Annotated in this window: 18 protein-coding genes and 1 tRNA gene; 10 read left to right on the top strand and 9 right to left on the bottom strand. The window is 67.3% G+C overall.

The annotated features are described in order from the left end of the window. Positions 1-2: 2 nt before the first annotated feature. Positions 3-641 (bottom strand): TetR/AcrR family transcriptional regulator, encoded by a 639-nt coding sequence (locus G6N19_RS05015; RefSeq protein ID WP_232062526.1) that lies wholly within the window; start codon positions 639-641, stop codon positions 3-5. A 135-nt stretch (positions 642-776) separates the two neighbouring features. Between G6N19_RS05015 and G6N19_RS05010 the strand changes: the two genes are divergently transcribed. After that, positions 777-1,544 (top strand): hypothetical protein, encoded by a 768-nt coding sequence (locus G6N19_RS05010; protein WP_193465886.1) that lies wholly within the window; start codon positions 777-779, stop codon positions 1,542-1,544. Positions 1,545-1,627: 83 nt separating this feature from the next. Here G6N19_RS05010 and G6N19_RS05005 read toward each other — a convergent pair. Further along, positions 1,628-1,703: transfer RNA gene (locus tag G6N19_RS05005), tRNA-Arg, on the bottom strand. Positions 1,704-1,918: 215 nt separating this feature from the next. Beyond that, entirely contained in the window at positions 1,919-2,434 is a 516-nt protein-coding gene (locus G6N19_RS05000; protein ID WP_193465885.1) for a winged helix-turn-helix transcriptional regulator, read from the bottom strand. 102 nt (positions 2,435-2,536) lie between these two features. Between G6N19_RS05000 and G6N19_RS04995 the strand changes: the two genes are divergently transcribed. The 4 genes from G6N19_RS04995 (at position 2,537) to G6N19_RS04980 (ending at position 6,753) form a co-directional block, all read left to right on the top strand. Next, positions 2,537-4,804 carry a molybdopterin-dependent oxidoreductase gene (locus tag G6N19_RS04995; protein WP_193465884.1) on the top strand — a complete coding sequence of 756 codons (2,268 nt, stop codon included), beginning with the start codon at positions 2,537-2,539 and terminating at the stop codon, positions 4,802-4,804. A gap of 165 nt (positions 4,805-4,969) precedes the next feature. Next, positions 4,970-5,248 (top strand): helix-turn-helix domain-containing protein, encoded by a 279-nt coding sequence (locus tag G6N19_RS04990; protein WP_193465883.1) that lies wholly within the window; start codon positions 4,970-4,972, stop codon positions 5,246-5,248. After that, entirely contained in the window at positions 5,241-6,512 is a 1,272-nt protein-coding gene (locus G6N19_RS04985; RefSeq protein WP_041317180.1) for a type II toxin-antitoxin system HipA family toxin, read from the top strand. The genes G6N19_RS04990 and G6N19_RS04985 overlap by 8 nt, the downstream gene beginning before the upstream one ends. Before the next feature lie 55 nt (positions 6,513-6,567). Continuing rightward, the gene (locus tag G6N19_RS04980; protein ID WP_013827786.1) at positions 6,568-6,753 is read left to right on the top strand and encodes a zinc-binding dehydrogenase; all 186 of its coding nucleotides are present in this window, start codon (positions 6,568-6,570) and stop codon (positions 6,751-6,753) included. 8 nt (positions 6,754-6,761) lie between these two features. Here G6N19_RS04980 and G6N19_RS04975 read toward each other — a convergent pair whose 3' ends face one another. Further along, complete coding sequence (locus G6N19_RS04975; protein ID WP_013827787.1) at positions 6,762-7,328, bottom strand: ester cyclase; 567 nt, start codon at positions 7,326-7,328, stop codon at positions 6,762-6,764. 163 nt (positions 7,329-7,491) lie between these two features. Here G6N19_RS04975 and G6N19_RS04970 point away from each other — a divergent pair, with 163 nt between their 5' ends. Genes G6N19_RS04970 through G6N19_RS04955 form a run of 4 tightly spaced genes read left to right on the top strand, consistent with a single transcriptional unit; the run spans position 7,492 to position 10,762 of the window. Further along, positions 7,492-8,244, top strand: a complete 753-nt coding sequence (locus G6N19_RS04970) for an SDR family oxidoreductase (RefSeq protein WP_013827788.1) — start codon at positions 7,492-7,494, stop codon at positions 8,242-8,244. Further along, positions 8,241-8,666 carry a hypothetical protein gene (locus G6N19_RS04965; protein WP_193465882.1) on the top strand — a complete coding sequence of 142 codons (426 nt, stop codon included), beginning with the start codon at positions 8,241-8,243 and terminating at the stop codon, positions 8,664-8,666. Before G6N19_RS04970 ends, G6N19_RS04965 begins: the two co-directional genes overlap by 4 nt. Then, complete coding sequence (locus G6N19_RS04960) at positions 8,663-10,345, top strand: GMC oxidoreductase (RefSeq protein WP_193465881.1); 1,683 nt, start codon at positions 8,663-8,665, stop codon at positions 10,343-10,345. Before G6N19_RS04965 ends, G6N19_RS04960 begins: the two co-directional genes overlap by 4 nt. Positions 10,346-10,369: 24 nt before the next feature. After that, positions 10,370-10,762 carry a PPOX class F420-dependent oxidoreductase gene (locus G6N19_RS04955; protein ID WP_013827791.1) on the top strand — a complete coding sequence of 131 codons (393 nt, stop codon included), beginning with the start codon at positions 10,370-10,372 and terminating at the stop codon, positions 10,760-10,762. On the opposite strand, the gene G6N19_RS04950 is transcribed toward G6N19_RS04955, so the two are convergent. The 5 genes from G6N19_RS04950 to G6N19_RS04930 are packed head-to-tail and all read right to left on the bottom strand — an operon-like array spanning position 10,759 to position 16,822. Beyond that, positions 10,759-12,114: a TIGR01777 family oxidoreductase gene (locus G6N19_RS04950; protein ID WP_193465880.1), complete on the bottom strand. Its 1,356-nt coding sequence runs from the start codon at positions 12,112-12,114 to the stop codon at positions 10,759-10,761. The genes G6N19_RS04955 and G6N19_RS04950 overlap by 4 nt on opposite strands. A 30-nt stretch (positions 12,115-12,144) precedes the next feature. Beyond that, the gene (locus G6N19_RS04945; protein WP_193465879.1) at positions 12,145-13,284 is read right to left on the bottom strand and encodes an acyl-CoA dehydrogenase family protein; all 1,140 of its coding nucleotides are present in this window, start codon (positions 13,282-13,284) and stop codon (positions 12,145-12,147) included. Then, positions 13,285-14,514: an acyl-CoA dehydrogenase family protein gene (locus G6N19_RS04940; protein ID WP_193465878.1), complete on the bottom strand. Its 1,230-nt coding sequence runs from the start codon at positions 14,512-14,514 to the stop codon at positions 13,285-13,287. A gap of 8 nt (positions 14,515-14,522) precedes the next feature. Further along, positions 14,523-16,052: a fatty-acid--CoA ligase FadD5 gene (gene fadD5, locus G6N19_RS04935; protein WP_193465877.1), complete on the bottom strand. Its 1,530-nt coding sequence runs from the start codon at positions 16,050-16,052 to the stop codon at positions 14,523-14,525. Next, entirely contained in the window at positions 16,049-16,822 is a 774-nt protein-coding gene (locus G6N19_RS04930; protein WP_085085198.1) for an enoyl-CoA hydratase, read from the bottom strand. Before G6N19_RS04930 ends, fadD5 begins: the two co-directional genes overlap by 4 nt. An 82-nt stretch (positions 16,823-16,904) precedes the next feature. Between G6N19_RS04930 and G6N19_RS04925 the strand changes: the two genes are divergently transcribed. After that, entirely contained in the window at positions 16,905-18,119 is a 1,215-nt protein-coding gene (locus G6N19_RS04925; RefSeq protein WP_085085196.1) for a TetR/AcrR family transcriptional regulator, read from the top strand. The last annotated feature ends 96 nt before the right edge of the window (positions 18,120-18,215 follow it).

Raw genomic sequence — 18,215 nt, 5'->3', positions numbered from 1 at the left:
TCTCAAGCCGCCAGGCAGCGACGCAGGTGCGCGACGACTTCTTCGGCCAATTCCTCGACCGGCTGGCGGCAGTCGCCGGCGACCCAGTCGGTCAACCAGATCTGCAGGGCCGAGATCACCAGGGAGGCCACGACTGCTGGTCGTAGTCGGGTGATCTCGCCGGCTTCGATTGCGGCCTCGGCGGCGCGGGTGATCATGTCCATGCCGGTACGCCAGACCTCACGCTGTTCGCCGCGGCCGGCATCGATCAGGGTGGTGGCGGTGCCCCAGCTGAGGCCATCGCGAAGATGCAGGTGCAGGAAGTTCGGATGGCCGGCGAAGAACTCGACCTCGACACGCGCCGCGCTGAGGATGTTGTCGAGGGCAGTGGCGTTCTTGTCGGTGCGCCCTTGGACGGCCGCAACAAATTCCGTCATCCGCTCGGCGTTGAGCGCATCCCACAGCTCGTCCTTGCCGGAGAAGTGGCGGTAGACGGTTGTCAGCGACACCCCGGCGCGCTTTGCGATCGCACCTACCCGCGCGCCGGTAAAGCCGGTCTGGCCGAATTCGTACTCGGCGGCCGCCAGGATCTGGCGACGATACATCGCGCGTCGTGCGTCATCGAGGCTGGTTGCCGAACGCTTCCGTTCCGCGGCGTTCATCCGAGATCACTCACTCACCTTTGAGTTCTTGTCCGCCCGTGCCCTCACGATGATACCGTCGCCCAGTAATCACTGTTCTGATAAGAGTAATTATCATTACTCGGTACGTGTCCGACGCGGCGAAAGAGGACGTGGATGACGGCGACATCAGCGACATCAGCGGCCGAACCCGAGACACCCCCGACCCTCACCGCGAAGCTTCCGCCGTCGCGTGCGCTGCGGATCGTGTGGATCGCGGCCTTCGGTTCTCTCGCCGTGAGCTTTCCGCTCTACAGCTACTTGGCGTTCCACAGCGGGTTTGACCGTGGCGGCATCGCCAACGCGATGGTCGTGCAGGTAACGGTCGCGTACTTCCTGGGAATCTTCGCGGCGTTCCTGCCGATCCCGTCGCTGCGGCAGTGGACGCGGTTCCAGCGCCTGCAGGGCGTCGTGTTGGCGTTCGCGTTTGTTTCCTACACCACGCATCTGACCTGGGAGTTGGGCTGGCTCATCCTGCACAAGGCCATTCCCGCCGCCCGCGACGCCGCCTGGGCGTACCCGTGGTGGAACTACATCGACGGCGGTGACATGCGCTACCTGGACGCCGCTCCGGGCTTCCTGATGATCGAGGTGCTGTCGGTGATCAACGGTTGCATCGGCATGACCGGCTTGATCTTGCTGTTCCGGTCGAAATTCCTCGACCATCGAGGCACGCTGCTGATCATGTCGACGGCGGTCACCCACACCGTGCTGACGTGGTACTACTACGGCACCGAGATCATCGGCGGGTTTCCCTCGGTGAACACCTCCAGCTTCATGGACCTCGGCGTCAAGTTCGTTCTTCTCAACGGCCCGTGGCTGATCGCCCCGTGGTTAGTCCTGGCGTGGGGATATGCGATGCTGATCCGTCAACTCCGGGCATGAGGCGGCCGGTGCGATCGAAAAACACCGTGAAGAACCAGCCGAAGCCGAAACGTCAAGCATCATCCGACGTCATACCCGGAACTTGGTGCCCCCGGGCGGATTCGAACCGCCGACACCGGCTTTAGGAGAGCCGTGCTCTATCCCCTGAGCTACGGGGGCGGGGGACCTGTGTGAATAGGTGTTGAAAACTCTAGTGGATCGCCGGTGGTGGGCGGCGTTCGGCTCGGTGAGCCCGTCGGGATCTCATGACGACGGCGTGGTGATGCTGCCGTGTGTGGTGCTTATTGACTGGCCGGAACCCCCGGATGGGGTGGTCTTGATCTATTTTCGCGGCACCGGCTGACAGTTCAATACCCCCTTGGGTGGATGGTCGGTCAGCCCTGAGACGGCCTGGTCTGGTTGAAACGGGCAGCGATCCGCGGATTGTCGAGCAGGTGCTCCGGGAACCCGGGACCTGCGTGGGCGTGGGTTTGCTCGGACGCCACGGCGGCACCGCAGTGCGCGCACACCACGATGGCCTCCAGATCATGGCCGCACGGCTCATGGCTCAGGATCACCGGCAGTTCTTTGCCGTGATTCATCCACCGGTCGCCCCACGTCTTCATCGCGGCCATGACGGGGAAGAAGTCACGACCGGATTCGGTGAGCAGGTATTCATGCCTGACCGGCTCGGTCTGGTATTCCCGGCGCTCGAGCAGGCCGGCGTCGACGAGTACCCGAAGCCGGTCGGTCAGGGTGTTGCGGGCGATACCCAGGGAGGCGATGAACGCGTCGAACCTGGTTTCGCCGTAGAAGGCCTCGCGTAGCACGAGCAGCGTCCAGCCGTCGCCGAGCAGGTCGGCGGTGCGCGCGATGGTACAGGGCCATCTGGCGAACGAAGTCGTCTTCACGTCGCTGAGCATATCAGTTGCGTCTTGAGACTAACTTGTGGCGACTGCGTCGACGGGTTACTGTCGGGTCAGTTTCAATATGCAACTGCCGAGGAGCGATGCATGTCCGAAGTCACCCTCACCACCGGGCGCGAGCCCACGTTGAAGCCGAGCGCCTGCATCCTGTGCGAGTGCAACTGCGGCATCGAGGTGCTCGTCGAGCCCGATACCGGACGGTTCCTGAAGATCCGCGGCGACAAGGCGCACCCGGCCTCGGCGGGCTACACCTGCAACAAGGCGCTGCGCCTGGACGCCTACCAGAACGGCCGCAACGATCGGCTCACCAAGCCGCTTCGGCGCCGAGAAGACGGCACCTTCGAGGAGGTCGAGTGGGACGCCGCGCTCACCGAGATTGCCGAGCGGCTCATGCAACTGCGCGACGAGCACGGCGGCGAGTCGATCTTCTACTACGGCGGAGGCGGCCAGGGGAACCATCTCGGCGGGGCCTACGCGCCGGCGACGATGGCCGCCTATGGCGCGCGTTATCGCTCCAGCGCGCTGGCGCAGGAGAAAACGGGCGAGTTCTGGGTTGCTGCCAGGATGCTCGGCCGTCCGCACCGATCCGATTTCGAGCACTGCGAGGTCGCGGTCTTCGTCGGCAAGAACCCCTATCAGTCCCACGGTTTCCCCCGAGCCCGCTCGGTGCTCAAGGAGATCGGCAAGGACCCGTCCCGATCGATGATCGTGATCGACCCGGTGCGCACCCAGACCGCCGAGCTGGCCGACTTCCACCTGCAGCTGCGCCCGGGCACCGATTTGCACCTGCTGACCGCGATGGTGGCGGTGCTGGTGCAGGAGGATCTGATCGACCACGCCTGGCTGGCCGAGCACACCGACGGGTTGGCCGAGGTCGCAGCGGTGATGCGCGAGGTGTCGGTCACGGACCACTGCGCTGTCGCCGACGTACCCGAAGACCTGGTGCGCGCCGCCGCGCGACGCATCGCTGAGGCCGGGTCGGTCGCAATGCTGGAGGACCTCGGAATCCAGATGAACCGCAACTCCACCGTGGTCTCCTATGTGGAGAAGCTGGTGTGGCTGCTCACCGGTAATTTCGCCAAGCGCGGCACCCAGTACGTATTCTCCGGGCTCGCGCCGATCGCCCGCGACCGCGGGCTGGCGTTCGACGACATCCCCCGCACCCCGGTCAGCGGGGCGGCCATCGTCAGCGGGCTGATTCCGTGCAATGCGATCCCCGACGAGATCCTCACCGAGCACCCCGACCGGTTCCGTGCGGTGATCGTCGAGAGCAGCAACCCGCTGCACTCGCTCGCGGACAGTGTGCGGATGACGGAGGCGTTCCGCGCCCTGGAGTTGGTGGTCGTCATCGACATCGCCATGACCGAGACCGCGCGCGAGGCGGACTACGTCCTGCCGCCGCCGACCCAGTACGAGAAGTACGAGGCGACGTTCTTCGACTTCGAGTTCCCGCGCAACCTGTTCCATCTGCGCCATCCGCTGCTGGAGGCACCGGCCGGTCAGCTGGCCGAGCCCGAGATCCACGCCCGGTTGTGTGAGTTGGCCGGGGCCGTCGGTGAGGCCGACTACGCGCCGTTGCGGGCGGCGTTGGCTCAGGGGCGGGAGGCCTTCGCCCAGGCGATGCTCGGCGTGCTCGCTGACCGCCGGCTGGCCAAACTGGCCCCGGTCCTGCTCTACCGGACGCTGGGCCCGACGCTCCCGGACGGCGCAGCCGGCGCGGCCGTGCTGTGGGGGGCGTCGCTGATGTGCGCGATGGAGAACCCGGCCGGTGTTGCCCGCGCCGGTTACGGCGCGGGGCTGATGGCCGGCGACCGGCTCTTCGAGGCGATCCTCGCCAGCCCGCACGGGGTGGTCATCACCGACGACGAAGACGACGCGTCCTGGCAACGACTCGGCGGCCGGCGCATCCAACTCGACGTTCCCGAACTGCTCGATGTGGTGCGCAAACTCGGCGACGACGAAGCCGTCATCACCGACGCCGACTATCCGCTGGTGCTCTCCGCCGGGGAGCGCCGCGACTTCACCGCCAACACGATCCTGCGTGACCCGGCCTGGCGTAAACGCGATCCCGAAGGCGCGCTGCGGGTTTCGCAGGCAGACGCCGCCGCGTGGTCGCTGGCGAACGGTGACCGGGTGCGGGTGAGCACCCGCCGCGGCTCGGCCGAAGCTGTGGTCACGGTGGTCGACACCATGCGGCAGGGGCACATCTCCCTGCCGAACGGGCTCGGTCTGGTCTCGCAAGACGGCGAACAGGTCGGCGTGCGCCTCAACAATCTGACTTCGTCGGCTGACTGCGACGAATTCGTCGGCACCCCATGGCATAAGTCCGTCCCGGCAAGATTGGAGAAGATCTGATCGTCGCCGCCGCGCAGGGGCGCTGCCTGACCCTGGGCATCGAGTTGCTGCAGGTCCCCTGGTGCGGGGCCCGCGCGGTGGCAGCGGCGCGGAGGCGCAGGTAATCGAGCGAAGACGTTCAGTAAATGTCATGGGTCAATGACATTTACTGAAGGTACGCGTACGGTGACATTTGTGTATGAGATCAGCGAACCCCGCAGGCTGGGCCGTGCGCTGCGGGAGGAACGCCGCCGCCAGGGACTCACCCAGGCTGACCTCGCCCGTCGCGCGCAGGTGTCGCGCGGCTGGTTGATCAGACTGGAAGCCGGGCACGGCACCGCGGAGATGGACACCGTATTCCGTGTCATCGCGGCGCTGGGTCTGACGGTGATGCTCGCCCTCCAGCAGGACACGCCCGAGGATCGCGCGGCCCAGTCGGCGTTCGAATCGATCTTCGATGACTGACCGGTTAGCCGTGCTGCTGCGGGGCCAGGTCGTCGGTGACTGGTCTCGAAATCGTCTGGGCCAGTACACTTTTGCCTACCGAGAAAGCTACCGCAGAACCGGCCGGGTCCCGTTGAGTCCGGCGTTGCCAATCGGCGATATCCGGTTCGGGCACCAGGCAGTCGCGGCGTATGTCGAAGGGCTTCTTCCCGAAAACCCTGGGGTACGTGCTGCCTGGGCATCCGAACTGAGGGCCAGCGATAACGCATTCGATCTGCTCGCCGCGATGGGCAGGGACTGCGTCGGCGCCGTCCAATTCGCTCGCGAAGACGCTCTCGACGAACTCGCCCAGCGAGCGGTCGACTATCGGCCCGTCAGCGACACCGAGATCGGCGAACGACTCGCCGCGCTGCGCGTCACCGGGGTGTCCTGGACACTGCCCGACGAGCACTGGAGCCTGCCGGGTGCGCAGGAGAAGTTCACCCTGGCCCGCTTGGGCGACCGGTGGCATGAGGCACGCGGGGCCGCCACGTCGACCCACATCGTTAAACCCGGCGTCGCCCGGCTCATGCATCAGGCCGTGGTGGAATACGCGACGATGCAGGTCGCCGCGCGACTTGGGCTGCTGGTCGCGGCGACCGAGCTGGCTGACTTCGCCGGCGAAACCGCGATCGTCATCAGCCGCTTCGACCGCTATCACGACCCGACTTCCGCGGTGCACCGTCTGCACCAGGTCGATTTCTGCCAGGCGATGGGGCGCATGCCGGTAAATAAGTACGAAGAACGTAACGGGCCACGCACCGCCGAGCTGGCAACGATGTTGCGGCGCGAATCAGCACGCGCCGAACAAGACGTTCACCGCTTCTCTGACGCCGTACTGTTCAACTACGTCGTAGGCGCACCCGACGCGCACGCGAAAAACTTCGCGCTGCTCTATCCTCCCCGCGGTGGACCCCGCATGGCGCCGCTTTACGACCTGTCTTCGGCGCTCGCCTACGAACCCCGCGCGGGCGGCTACGACCTTTCCTCGGTGGCCATGTCGATCGGCGGGCGACGCAAGTTCGGTCAGGTCCTCAAGAAGAACTTCGAACGTCACGCCGATGAGATGAAGCTCGACCGCACCGAGCGACTGGCCCGTGTCGCAGACATGGCGGCCGCCACGCCGGATGTGTTCCGTTCTGTCCTCGCGAGCATCGACAGCCCCGCAGCTCGCGAGGTGGTCGATCGGCTGCTTCCGCGCCTGGAGCGCCATACTCAGGACATCGCGCGTCGCATCGGCAGATAGCCATCGCCAAGCGGTGGATGGGCGCGTTCCGGAATTGGCCATACCGCGTTCTGGGGTGAAGGGGTCCCCCGGGTTTGCGCTGTCGGATGTTCCGCTGCAGGACATCGCCGACAAGGTCCGCGACGGTCACCTGGATGCCAAGCCCGCCCGCGTCTTCTCCTTCGACCAGATCCGCGACGCGCATCGGGTCATGGAGGCCGGAGAGGCCACCGGCAAGATGGTCGTCGTGGTCGACGACTGAGGCTGTGGCTACTCGGAGCCGGCCAGATCCGCCGCCGGGGTGTTGACCAGCAGCGGATCGGGTTCGGCCGCCATCGCCAACAGCCCGCGCACCCCGCGTATCACCAACGGCCAGTTGCGCGGGTCGCGCAGGTTGAGCCCGCCGATGAGTTGCTTGAGCATCGACAGCGTGTCGAAGTAGATCCGTTCGGCGATCAGCGTCTCCCTCTCGTCGAAGACGAAGTAGGCCGTCATCCGGGTGCGGTGCCGCGACCCGGTGGCCGGTATCGCTCCCAGGGGACCCAGGTGTGTTCCGAGCAGCCAGAATTCGACGATCACCGCGTCGGCGCTGTGCCGCAGTGCGATGATCTCGTGGTCCTGGTCGGGGAAGGCGATGCGGGTGTCGCGGTAGTAGGCGCGGACCTCGGTGTCGCCGTCGTGCACGGTCAGCGTGGGAATGATCTCGTAGTGCGGGTGGGGAAACGTGGCCAGCACGTCGTCCCAGTCCTGGCGCACCTCGTCGTGGAAGTGGTCGAGGACGAGTTTCTCCCGTGCCCGCAACACCTCGGCGGACGGGATGGTGAAGCGATCGGCCATGAAGCCTCCAGACAGATTCATCCTGGTGTGCACACGATCCTGCCCGTGCGCGCCGCCATTGTCGGCCAGAATGGGCTGATCGCCGCGCCGGCAGGCTCACCGCGTCACATTCGGCCGGGCTACCTCGTCAGTGTTCGTAGCCCGACCGGGAAGGAGAACATTCATGAAGATCGCGGTTGCCGGCGGAACCGGCAAGACCGGACGCCCCGTTGTCGACCAACTCCGCGACCAGGGGCACCAACCGGTGATTCTCGCCCGCGCCCACGGGGTCGACCTGATCCAGAACACCGGCATCGATACCGCGCTCGACGGCGTCGACGCCGTCATCGACGTCACCGATTTCGCGACCATGAACGCAAAAAAGGCGCGGGCCTCCTTCGGCGGCGCCACGGCGAATCTGCTTGCCGGTGCCCAGCGCAACGGAGTTCGCCACCACGTCGCGTTGTCGATCATCGGCATCGACCGGGCGCCCACCGGCTACTACCAGGGCAAGCTGCGCCAGGAAGAAGTGGTGCAGGCCGGACCCGTTCCGTGGACGATCCTGCGGGCCGCCCAATTCCACGAATTCGCGGCTCAAGTCCTCGCACAGCTGCCCGGCCCGATCGCGCTGGTTCCGAAAATGCGCTCGCAACCCATCGCCGTCAGCGAAGTCGCCGCCCACCTGGTGGACCTCGCCACCGGGGAACCCCAGCAGATGGCGCCGGAGCTGGCCGGCCCGCGCGTGGAATCGGTGGTCGACATGGCCCGGCAGTTGATCCGGCGACGCGGTGAGCACCGGCTCGTCCTTCCGCTTCGGGTGCCCGGCGCGGCCGGCAAGGCCATGGCCGGCGGCGCACTGCTGCCGACACAACCCGGCCCCAGGGGCCGTCAAACGTATGCTGACTGGCTGGCCGCCCTCACCCCGGAGAGCACATGAACCTCATCGTGCATCGCGTTTGCCTCATCCTGTTGACAATCGTCGGCATCAGCCTCGGCGGGTGGGCATACTTTGCGCCGCTGAACTGGTACAACACGTTTCCCGGCATGGGCATGCACTGGTTGCCGGTGCTCGGCCCGTACAACGAGCATTTCGTGAAGGACGTCAGCTCCTTGTTCTTCGGGCTCGCGGTGCTCAGCGCCCTGGCGCTGTACTACCTGCGCAACCGCCCCGTCGTCGTGATCACGGCGGTCAGCTGGTCGGTCTTCAATGTGCTGCACCTGATCTACCACCTCGGCATGCTGCACATGTACGGCCCGCGCGACGCGGTACTGAACGTCGTCAGCCTGGGCCTGCTGCTGGTGCTGTCGGTGCTTCTGCTCATCCCCGCACGCGGTCACGCCACCGAGGACCACGCATGACACCCGACTACGACGTGGTGGTGATCGGCTCGGGTTTCGGCGGCAGTGTGGCGGCACTGCGCCTTACCGAGAAGGGCTACCGCGTCGGGGTGTTGGACATGGGCCGCCGCTGGGCCCCAGCCGACTTCCCGCCCAACAACTGGCACGTCCGCAAGGCCATGTGGGCACCGAAACTGGGCTGCTACGGCCCGCAGCGGCTGACCGTGTTGGGCAAGACGTTCATCGCCAGCGCGGTCGGGGTCGGCGGGGGATCGTTGATCTACGGCAACACCCTCTACGAGCCGTTGGAGCGGTTCTACACCGATCCGCAGTGGGCGCACATCACCGACTGGAAATCCGAACTCGCGCCGTACTACGAGCAGGCCCGGCGCATGCTCGGGGTAACGCCCACCCCGCACACCACCCCCGCAGATGAGGTGTTGCTGGCGGTGGCCCGTGAGCTCGGGGTCGACGACACCTACCACCCGACCAACGTCGGGGTGTTCTTCGGTGACGAACCCGGAAAGACCGTCGCGGACCCGTACTTCGGCGGCGCCGGACCGGAGCGCGCCGGCTGCATCGGCTGCGCACAATGCTTCACCGGCTGCCCGCACAACGCCAAGAACACCACCGAGACCAACTACCTGTATCTGGCCGAACACGCCGGCGCGCAGATCCATCCGCTGACCATGGTCACCGATGTGCGCCCGGACGGCGACGGCGGTTACCGCGTCAGCACGGTTCGCACCGGCCGGTGGCTGCGCAAGCACAAGCGGGACTTCACCGCGCGCCAAGTGGTGTTCGCCGCCGCGTCACTGGGCACCCAGCGGCTGCTGCACCAGCTGCGCGACACCGGATCACTGCCGCAGCTGTCCCCGCGGCTGGGGGAGCTGACGCGCACCAATTCCGAAGAGGTGCCGGTGGTGTTCGCACCCGACCGTGACGACTTCGCCCAGGGCGTGGCGATCACCTCGTCGATCCACCCCGAGGCCAACACCCATGTCGAGGTGTGCCGCTACGGCAAGGGGTCCAACCTGCTGTCGATGATGGGCACCCACCTGGTCGACGGCGGCCCGTGGCGTTTCGCGCGGCTGATGCTGACCATCGCACGCCACCCGGCAATGATGTTGCACAGCATGTTCCCACGCAATGCCTCGTCGCATTCGATCATCATCCTGGTGATGCAGTCACTGGATAACTCGCTGACCACCTACCGCAAACGTGGCCTGTTCGGCACCCGGATGACCGCGAAACAAGGTGTGGGCGAACCCAATCCGGACTGGATTCCGGTCGCGCACGACGTGGCGCGACGCATGGCCGCCCACGTCGGCGGGTTCGCCGGCGGCACCTACCTCGACGCCCTCAACATCCCGCTGACCGCGCACTTCATCGGAGGCTGCCCGATCGGCGACTCCGCGCAAACCGGTGTCATCGACCCCTATCAGCGGGTCTTCGGCCACCCCGGTCTGCATGTCGTCGACGGTTCGGCCATCACCGCCAACTTGGGCGTCAACCCGTCGTTCACCATCACCGCGCAAGCCGAACGGGCCATGGCGTTGTGGCCCAACAACGGTGAGCCGGACCCCCGCCCGCCGTTGGGCGAGCCCTACCGCCGCATCTCACCGGTGTTTCCCCAACACCCGACGGTGCCCGACACTGCCCCCGGCGCACTGCGGTTGCCGCTGACGCCATCGGGGTAGGACGCGCGGCGCTATCCTGGCGCGATGCCGACGTTCGCTGACGTGTACCGCGAGAAGTACCTGCTGTTGACCACCTTCACCAAGGACGGCAGGGCCAAGCCGACGGCGGTGTGGGGCGCTCCGGACGGGGGCAAACTGTTGGTGATCACCGATGACGGCTCATGGAAGACCAAGCGCATCCGCAACACGCCACGCGTGACCATCCAGAAGTGCGGCGTGCTCGGTGCGCCGAAGGGCGAGCCGGTCGAGGCGGTGGCCCGGGTGCTGCCCAAGAGTGAGACCAGGCGCGTCTACGGTGCGGTCGTCAAACGCTACTGGTGGCACGCGTGGTGGTTCGTTCCGCACTCGGTCGTGCGCGGTGGGATCGACAAGGTTCACGTCGGCTTGGAGATCGCGCCTACCGGGGCGGTTTCCTAGCCCGCCCGGCCAAGCAGATGCCGGAGCGCCGGTTCGTGTTCGGGCATGCGGAACCGGTGATCGGCATTGCGTAGCCGCTCGGGCAGCACACGCTGGCTCGCCAACGCCAGCTCACGTGCGCCCTGGTCGCCGAGCAACACGCGTGGCCCCAGCCGCGGGACCGGCAGCATCGTGGGCCGGTGTAGTACTCGGCCGAGCGTCTTGGTGTACTCGCTGTTGCGCACCGGGTTCGGGGCGACGGCATTGACGGCCCCGGACAGGCCGGTGTCCCACAGCGCGCGGTGATAGATGTCGATCAAGTCGTCGATCCCGATCCACGACAGCCACTGCCGGCCGTCGCCGAGCCGCCCGCCCAGCCCGGCGGAGAACAGCGGCCGCAGCAGTCGCAGCGTCCCGCCGCGCGGTGATTGCACAATGCCGGTGCGGACCCGGACCACGCGCCTGCCGGACTGCGCTGCCGGGGCGAGCGCGTCCTCCCAGTCGGCGACGACATCGGCGAGAAACCCGTCCCCGCGTTGACTGTCCTCGGTCAGCACCTCGTCGCCACGGTCGTAACCGTAGTAGCCGACCGCAGAGGCGCAGACCAGTGTGGTCGGTCCGTCGGTGCCCCCGGCGACCAACTCGGCGAGCCGTCGGGTCGGTCCGATCCGGCTGTCACGGATCGCCCGCCGGTGCCCGGCGGTGAAGCGGCCCGCGATCGAAGCCCCGGCCAGATGAATCACCGCATCGACGCCGGCCAACAGCTCGGGATCTGGGTTCTCGGGATCCCATTGCCGCTCATCGGAACTGCCCGCGGGACGTCGCACCAACCGGATCACCCGATGGCCCCCGGTGCTCAAGAACGCGGTCAGGGCCGAGCCGACGAGACCGGATGACCCGGTGACGGCCACCGTGATCGGCCCCAGGCCGTGTTGTCCGGCGCGGCGATGGGCGGCGATGTCGTCGGCCAGTTGCCGATGCCGATAGACGAACATCGGTCGGAGCATCGACCCGGGTATCGGGGTGTCGATTACGTCGGTCATCCGCGTTACACCCTCGCCGAGATCGTCGAACTCATGGGTGTGCCGCCACCGCATCGCCAACCGGGTCGGCAGCGACGCCAAGCCATGACCACCGAGCTCATCGACGAACCGTCGAGGCGGGTCATAGCCGGCCGCCTGGTGTTCGGCGATCCAGCGAAGCCCGCCCGGAAGGGCCAGTACGGCCGTGCCGTCGCGCACCGAGCCGGCCTCGGCGATCAGCCGCATCCGCTGCCACGGCGCGTTCAACCGGGTGAACGCCCCCGGCCGCTCATGCCAGGCGAACACTTCCGCTTGCGGCGCCGCCACCGTGCTGGAGAAAACCAGACCCATGTCTCGACGCTACCGGCAGCGACGACGCGGTCAGCCGACCGCGGTCAGGCCCGCATACCGGGCCAGGTGCCGGTCGCGGGAACCGAATTGGTATTCGATCGCGGTCAGCCGCTTGAAGTAGTGGCCGAGCGCCAACTCCTCGGTCATGCCCATCGCACCGTGGGTCTGCACCGCGCTCTGCCCGACGAACCGGGCGGCGCGCGCCACGGTGGCCTTCGCCGCCGACACCGCCCGGGCCCGCTCCGCCGGTTCCGCGCCGAGCTTCATGATCGCCAGGTACTGCGCGGCGACGGCCTGTTCGACCTCTAAGTACATGTCCACCATGCGGTGCTGCAACACCTGGAACGAGGAGATGGGCTGGCCGAACTGCTGACGCTGCTTGGTGTAGTCGACGGTGTCGGCCAGCACCCGTCGCAGGCAGCCCACCGCCTCGGACACGATCGCCGCGGTGGCCTCGTCGGCGGTCTGCTCCAGCGCCGGCCATGCTCGGCCCTCGGCGCCCAGCAGCGCGTCGGCGGACAGCCGCAGACCGTCGAATGTCAGGTCGGCGGCTCGGCGGTCGTCGATGGTGCGCAACGGCTCCATGGCCACACTCGTCTGGTCCAGGTCGAGCAGGAACAGCGAGATACCGGTGGTGTCCCGCTGTGCACCCGACGTCCGGGCGGTCACCAGCAGATGGCTGGCCAGCGGTCCCGACGACACCGCGATCTTGGTGCCGTCGAGCACCCAGTGATCACCGTCGCGGCGCGCCGTGGTGGTCACGTCATGCCAGGTCCCGGCCGAGGCGGGTTCCTCTACGGCCACCGCGACGACCGCGTCTCCGGCCGCGATCCGCGTCAGCAATGCTTCGGCCTGCGGGCCGCCCGCGCGCTGCAACAAGCCACCGGCGAGCACGACGGTCTCGACGAACGGCTCGATGACCAGCGCATGCCCGAGCGCCTCGGTGATGATCATCAGCTCGATGGGCCCGCCGCCCAGCCCGCCGGTGCTCTCGGGCAGGGTCGCGCCGAGGATGCCCAGATCGTCGGCGAAGGCGCGCCAGATGTTCGGCTGCCAGCCGGCGCCCGTCTTGGCCGCAGCGCGGCTGCGCTCCAAATCGTAGCGGTCAGCGAGGAACTTGCCGACCGTGGTGCGCAGCAGTTCCTGTTCGTCGGTGAACGAGAAGTCCATCTATAACCCCAATGCTGCCTTGGCCAGAATGTTGCGTTGAATCTCGTTGCTGCCCGCGTAGATCGAGCCGGCGCGGTCGTTGAAGTAGCGCAGCGGAGCCACCGCCTGCCACGGCTGGCCACCGACGTAGCCGTTCTCCGGCGGGACGAAGTCGGGGACCGGCCCGCCGGGCATGGTGGCGTGCGGCTGATAGATGCGGCCACGCGGACCGGCGGCCTCCAGCGCCAGTTCGGTGATCGTCTGGCTCAGTTCGGTGCCCAGGATCTTCAGCATCGAGGCCGCGGGTCCCGGGTCGTGGCCCTTGGCCAGCGCGGCGATGGTGCGGAACTCCAGGATCTCCAGGATGTCGGTGCGGACCCGGACATCGGCCAGTCGCAGCCGAAACGCCGGATCGTCGGTAAGCGGGGTGCCGTCCGGACCCGGCTGCCCGGCGGCCTGGTCGGCCACCGCGTCGGCCCACACCTGCAGCATCGGGGCCATCGCCCCGCCCCGCTCGAAGTTGAGCAGGTACTTCGCGACGGTCCAGCCGTCGTCGATCCGCCCCAGCACGTTGGCCTTCGGCACCCGCACTTCGTCGAAGAACACCTGGTTCTGCACCTCCTCGCCGGAGGTCATCACCAGCGGGCGGATCTCGATACCCGGTGTCGTCATGTCGATGAGCAGGAAGGTGATGCCTTCCTGCTTCTTGCCGGTGCGCGACGTGCGGACCAGGCAGAAGATCCAGTTGGCCTCGGTGGCGTGGGTGGTCCAGATCTTGCTGCCGGTACAGACGAGATCATCACCGTCGTCGACTGCGGCCATGGACAGCGAGGCCAGGTCCGAGCCGGACTCCGGCTCGGAGTAGCCCTGGCAGAAGAACACCTCGCCGGTGAGAATCCGCGGCAGGAACCAGTCCTTCTGCTCGGCGGTGCCGAAGCCGATGATCGCGTGCGCCACCATCCTGATGCCCATCGGGGAAAGCGCCGGTGCACCCGCCAGCGCGCATTCGCGGCTGAAGATGTAGTGCTGCAACGGCGTCCAGTCGCAGCCGCCGTATTCGACCGGCCACGCCGGTGCGGCCCAACCGCGTTCGTGCAGGATCGCCTGCCAGGCCATGCTCGCCTCGTGGTCGGCGTACACACTTGTCATCAGGGTTCCGGCGCGACGCAGTTCCGGGGTCAGGTGTTCGGAGAGAAACGCGCGAACCTCGTCGCGGAATGCCGCTTCCTCGGCCGACCAATTGAGATCCACTGTCACTCCTAGCCGTACGTCTTGCGCAGCTGCGGTTTGACCACCTTGCCGCTGGCATTGCGGGGCAACTCGTCGACCAGCACGAGTTCCTTGGGGTGCTTGTAGCGGGCGAGCCGCTCGTTGAGGAAGGGCACCAGGTCGCCCAGTGTCAGTGACTGCGACTCAGCCGCCACTGCCACAACGGCCACCGGGACCTCGCCCCATTTGTCGTCGGCTCGCCCGATCACGGCCGCCTCCCGGATCTGCGGGTGCTCGAACAGCGCGTTCTCCACCTCGGCGCAGTAGATGTTCTCGCCGCCGGAGATGATCATGTCCTTCTTGCGGTCGACGACGTAGACGAAGCCCTCCTCGTCGACGCGCACCAGGTCACCGGAGTGGAACCAGCCGCCGGCGAACGCCTCGGCGGTCGCCTCCGGCTTGTTCCAGTAGCCCTGCATCAATGTCGGTCCGCGGTAGACGATCTCGCCGATCTCGCCGGGGGCCACATCATTCATGTTCTCGTCGACGACCCGGGCAGCGATGGTCGGGATCACCTTGCCGACCGAGCCGAGCTTGCGGATGGCGTCCTTCCCGTCGAGGACACAGGTGATCGGCGACATCTCGGTCTGGCCGAACACCGCGACGTTGAGCGCATCGGGGAACGTCTCCGCCATCGCCCGCAGCACGGTGTCCGATGCGGGTGCGGCGCCCCAGCTGATCACCTCCAGGGCCAGATCCCGTTGCCGCACTGTCGGGTCCGCGCAGATCAGCTGCCACTGTGCCGGTACCAGGAACACCGACGTGGCGCGCTCGCTCTCCCAGGCGTCGAGGGTCTCGGCGGCGTTGAACGCACCCAGCGGGTGAATCACCGTCTTGGTGCCCATCACCAGGTTGGGAGCGATGCTGCCCAGGCCGGCGATGTGGAACATCGGTGCGGCGCAGAAATAGACGCTGTCCTGGCTGGTCTGCAGCGCCTGGATGCAGGTCAGCGATTGAGCCTGCAGATTCGAATGGGACAGGATGGCGCCCTTGGGGCTTCCCGTGGTGCCCGAGGTGTACATGATCAACGCCGGGGTGTCCTCGGGGATATCGAGGCCCGGATGTGGTTCTCCGGCTTCGGTGATCAGCGCTTCGTATTCATCGCCCAGCACGACGGCCACTTCAAGTCCGGTGGTGTTCTTGCGGACCGCGTCGATCAGCGGCGCGAGCAGCTGGTCGGTGATGACGCCCTTGGCGCCGCTGTCGGAGACGATGTAGCTGATCTCGGGATCGGTGAGACGGAAATTGACCGGAACGGCGATGGCGCCCAGAGCGTTGATCGCCAACACCGCCTCGACGTACTCGGTGTGGTTGAGCATCACGATCAGGACGCGGTCACCGAAGGAGATCCCACGGCGGAACAGTGCCGCCGCGAGACGTTCCGACCTATCGTGCAGTTGGCGCCAGCTGGTGTCGGTGCCGCGGCAGCGAAAGGCGACGGCGTCGGGGCGCATCTCGGCGTGGATCGCGACCTGGTTCACCCAGTGGTTGCGGCGGGAACGCAACGGTTGTGCGGTCATTCGGCGAACACCGCCTTTCTTTTCTGCAGCATCGCGGTGGCGCCTTCGAGGAAGTCCGGTGAGCCCAGCAGCTCCACCTGACCGGCCTTCTCGCGGGCCAGCGCGGCCTCGAGGGATGCGAGGTTGGTGGCGTTGAGTGCTTGCTTGGTCAATTCCAGCGCGCGACGCGGTCCGTGGGCCAGCTTCTCGGCGGCCTCCTGGACCCGCGCGTCCAGTTCCGCGTCGGGCAGCACCGCGTTGATCAGCCCGGCATCCCTGGCAGCGGTCGCGGGCAGTCGCCCGCCGAGCAGGGCCATCTCGTTGGCCAGCGCCCGTCCGGCGGCGGCGGCGACCAGGGCGGTGGTGCCGCCGTCGGGCATCAGACCGATGTTGGTGAACGACAGCAGGAAATAGGCGCGCTCGGTGGCGTAGATCAGGTCGGCGGCCAGGGCGATACCCACTCCGACGCCGGCGGTAGGTCCGTTGATCCGCGCGATCACCGGCACCGGGGTTTCGGCGATCGAGGTGACCAGGCGGCCGGCGCAATCCATCACCTCGTCGGGCGTGACTCCACCGGCCGTGGCCGACAGGTCGGCGCCGGTGCAGAACGCCTTGCCTTCACCGGTGATGACGATGACCCGCACCTCGGGGTCCGCGGCCGCTCCGGCGAACACGTCGCCGAGGGCGGCCATCGTCGCGTAGTCGATCGCGTTGAGCCGCTCGGGGTTGGTGAGCGTCACGCGCAGTATCCGGCCGTCGCGGGTGGCGGTGAGTTTCGGGGCCTGCAACACGTCACTTCCTCTGTGGACGAAAATGTAAATTGGGGTTAACTTATGGGGATCGTACGGGACTGTCAACACGAGGGGGCGATCAGTGACCACCGGCGGGGGATCCGCGGCCACCACCGCGGTGCGGCGCCGCCCCAAGGACCGCAAGGTGCAGATCGTTCGGGCCGCGGCGCGCGCCTTCAGTGACCGCGGCTATCACGCGGTCGGCGTCGACGAGATCGCCGCCGAGGTCGGCATCTCCGGACCGGCGCTGTACCGGCATTTCACCAACAAGTACGCGCTGCTCGTCGCGACCGCCGAGTACACCGCGCAGGCGCTGGTGACCGCGGCGCAGCGAGCCGACGAGCCGGACAAGCCGCCGCAGGACCGGTTGCGCGCGATCATCGACGCGCTGATCGAGGCCACTATCGGGATGCGGCGCGAGGGCGCGTTCTACCGGTGGGAACGGCGCTACCTGCAAGCGGCGGATCGCGGGCGCATCCGGGTCAGCTACGACGCGCTGAACGCCGCGCTGGCCGAACCGTTGGCCGCGCTGCGTCCGGGGCTCACCGCCGTCGACACCGTGACGCTGGCCGCCGCGGCGTTGAGCGTCATCGGCAGCATCTCGGCGCACCGGACCCGCCTGGCCGCCGCGCCGCTGCAGTCTTTGCTGGCTGAGCTGTGCTGGTCGGTGCTGACCAGCACAGACTTGCCCGCTGCGCCGGCCGGTCCCGTGCCGCGGCGATCCGAGCGGGGACTGCCGAGCATGTCCAAACGCGAACGACTGCTCACCGAAGCTATTCGGGTGTTCGGGCAGCGCGGCTTCTACGAGGCCAGCATCGAGGAGATCGGCACCGCGGCCGGCTTGCAGGGTTCCAGCGCCTACCGCTACTACCCGAGCAAGGCCGCACTGCTGGTCGCCGCGTTACAGCGTGCCAGTGACCGGGTGCTGCTGGCCATCACCGATGCGCTGGCCGAGTCGAGCGATCCGCGCGAGGCGGCCACCCGCATCGCCGAGCGTTACACCGCGCTGTCGTTCGCCGCACCCGACCTGATCAACATCTACTTCGCCGAGTTCGCCAACCTGCCCGAGCGCGACCAGACCCATCTTCGGGCGCTGCAACGGCAGAACGTCAACGAGTGGGCCCACCTGCTCGGGCAGGTCGGGTCAGCAGAGACCGAAGCGGTGTTTCGGGTCCATGCGGCGCTCGCCCTCGTCGTCGATATCGGCCGCCTGGTCAACTTCGACGACACCGATGAGCAACGGGCCCGGGTCCATACCCTGATGGAGGCCGTGCTTTTCGGCGCTGAGCCGAGCTGACTCGCTACGATCGCACCGTGACCGCCTCATCATCAGGACCGGGTGTCGGGAATCATCAGGACCGGGTGTCGGGACTGTTGCCCGCGGACTCGCCGG

This window comes from Mycobacterium novum (assembly GCF_010726505.1).
Classification (GTDB): domain Bacteria; phylum Actinomycetota; class Actinomycetes; order Mycobacteriales; family Mycobacteriaceae; genus Mycobacterium; species Mycobacterium algericum.
Note: the sequence above shows the minus strand (reverse complement) of the source record. Positions and strands in the feature narration are given on the sequence as shown.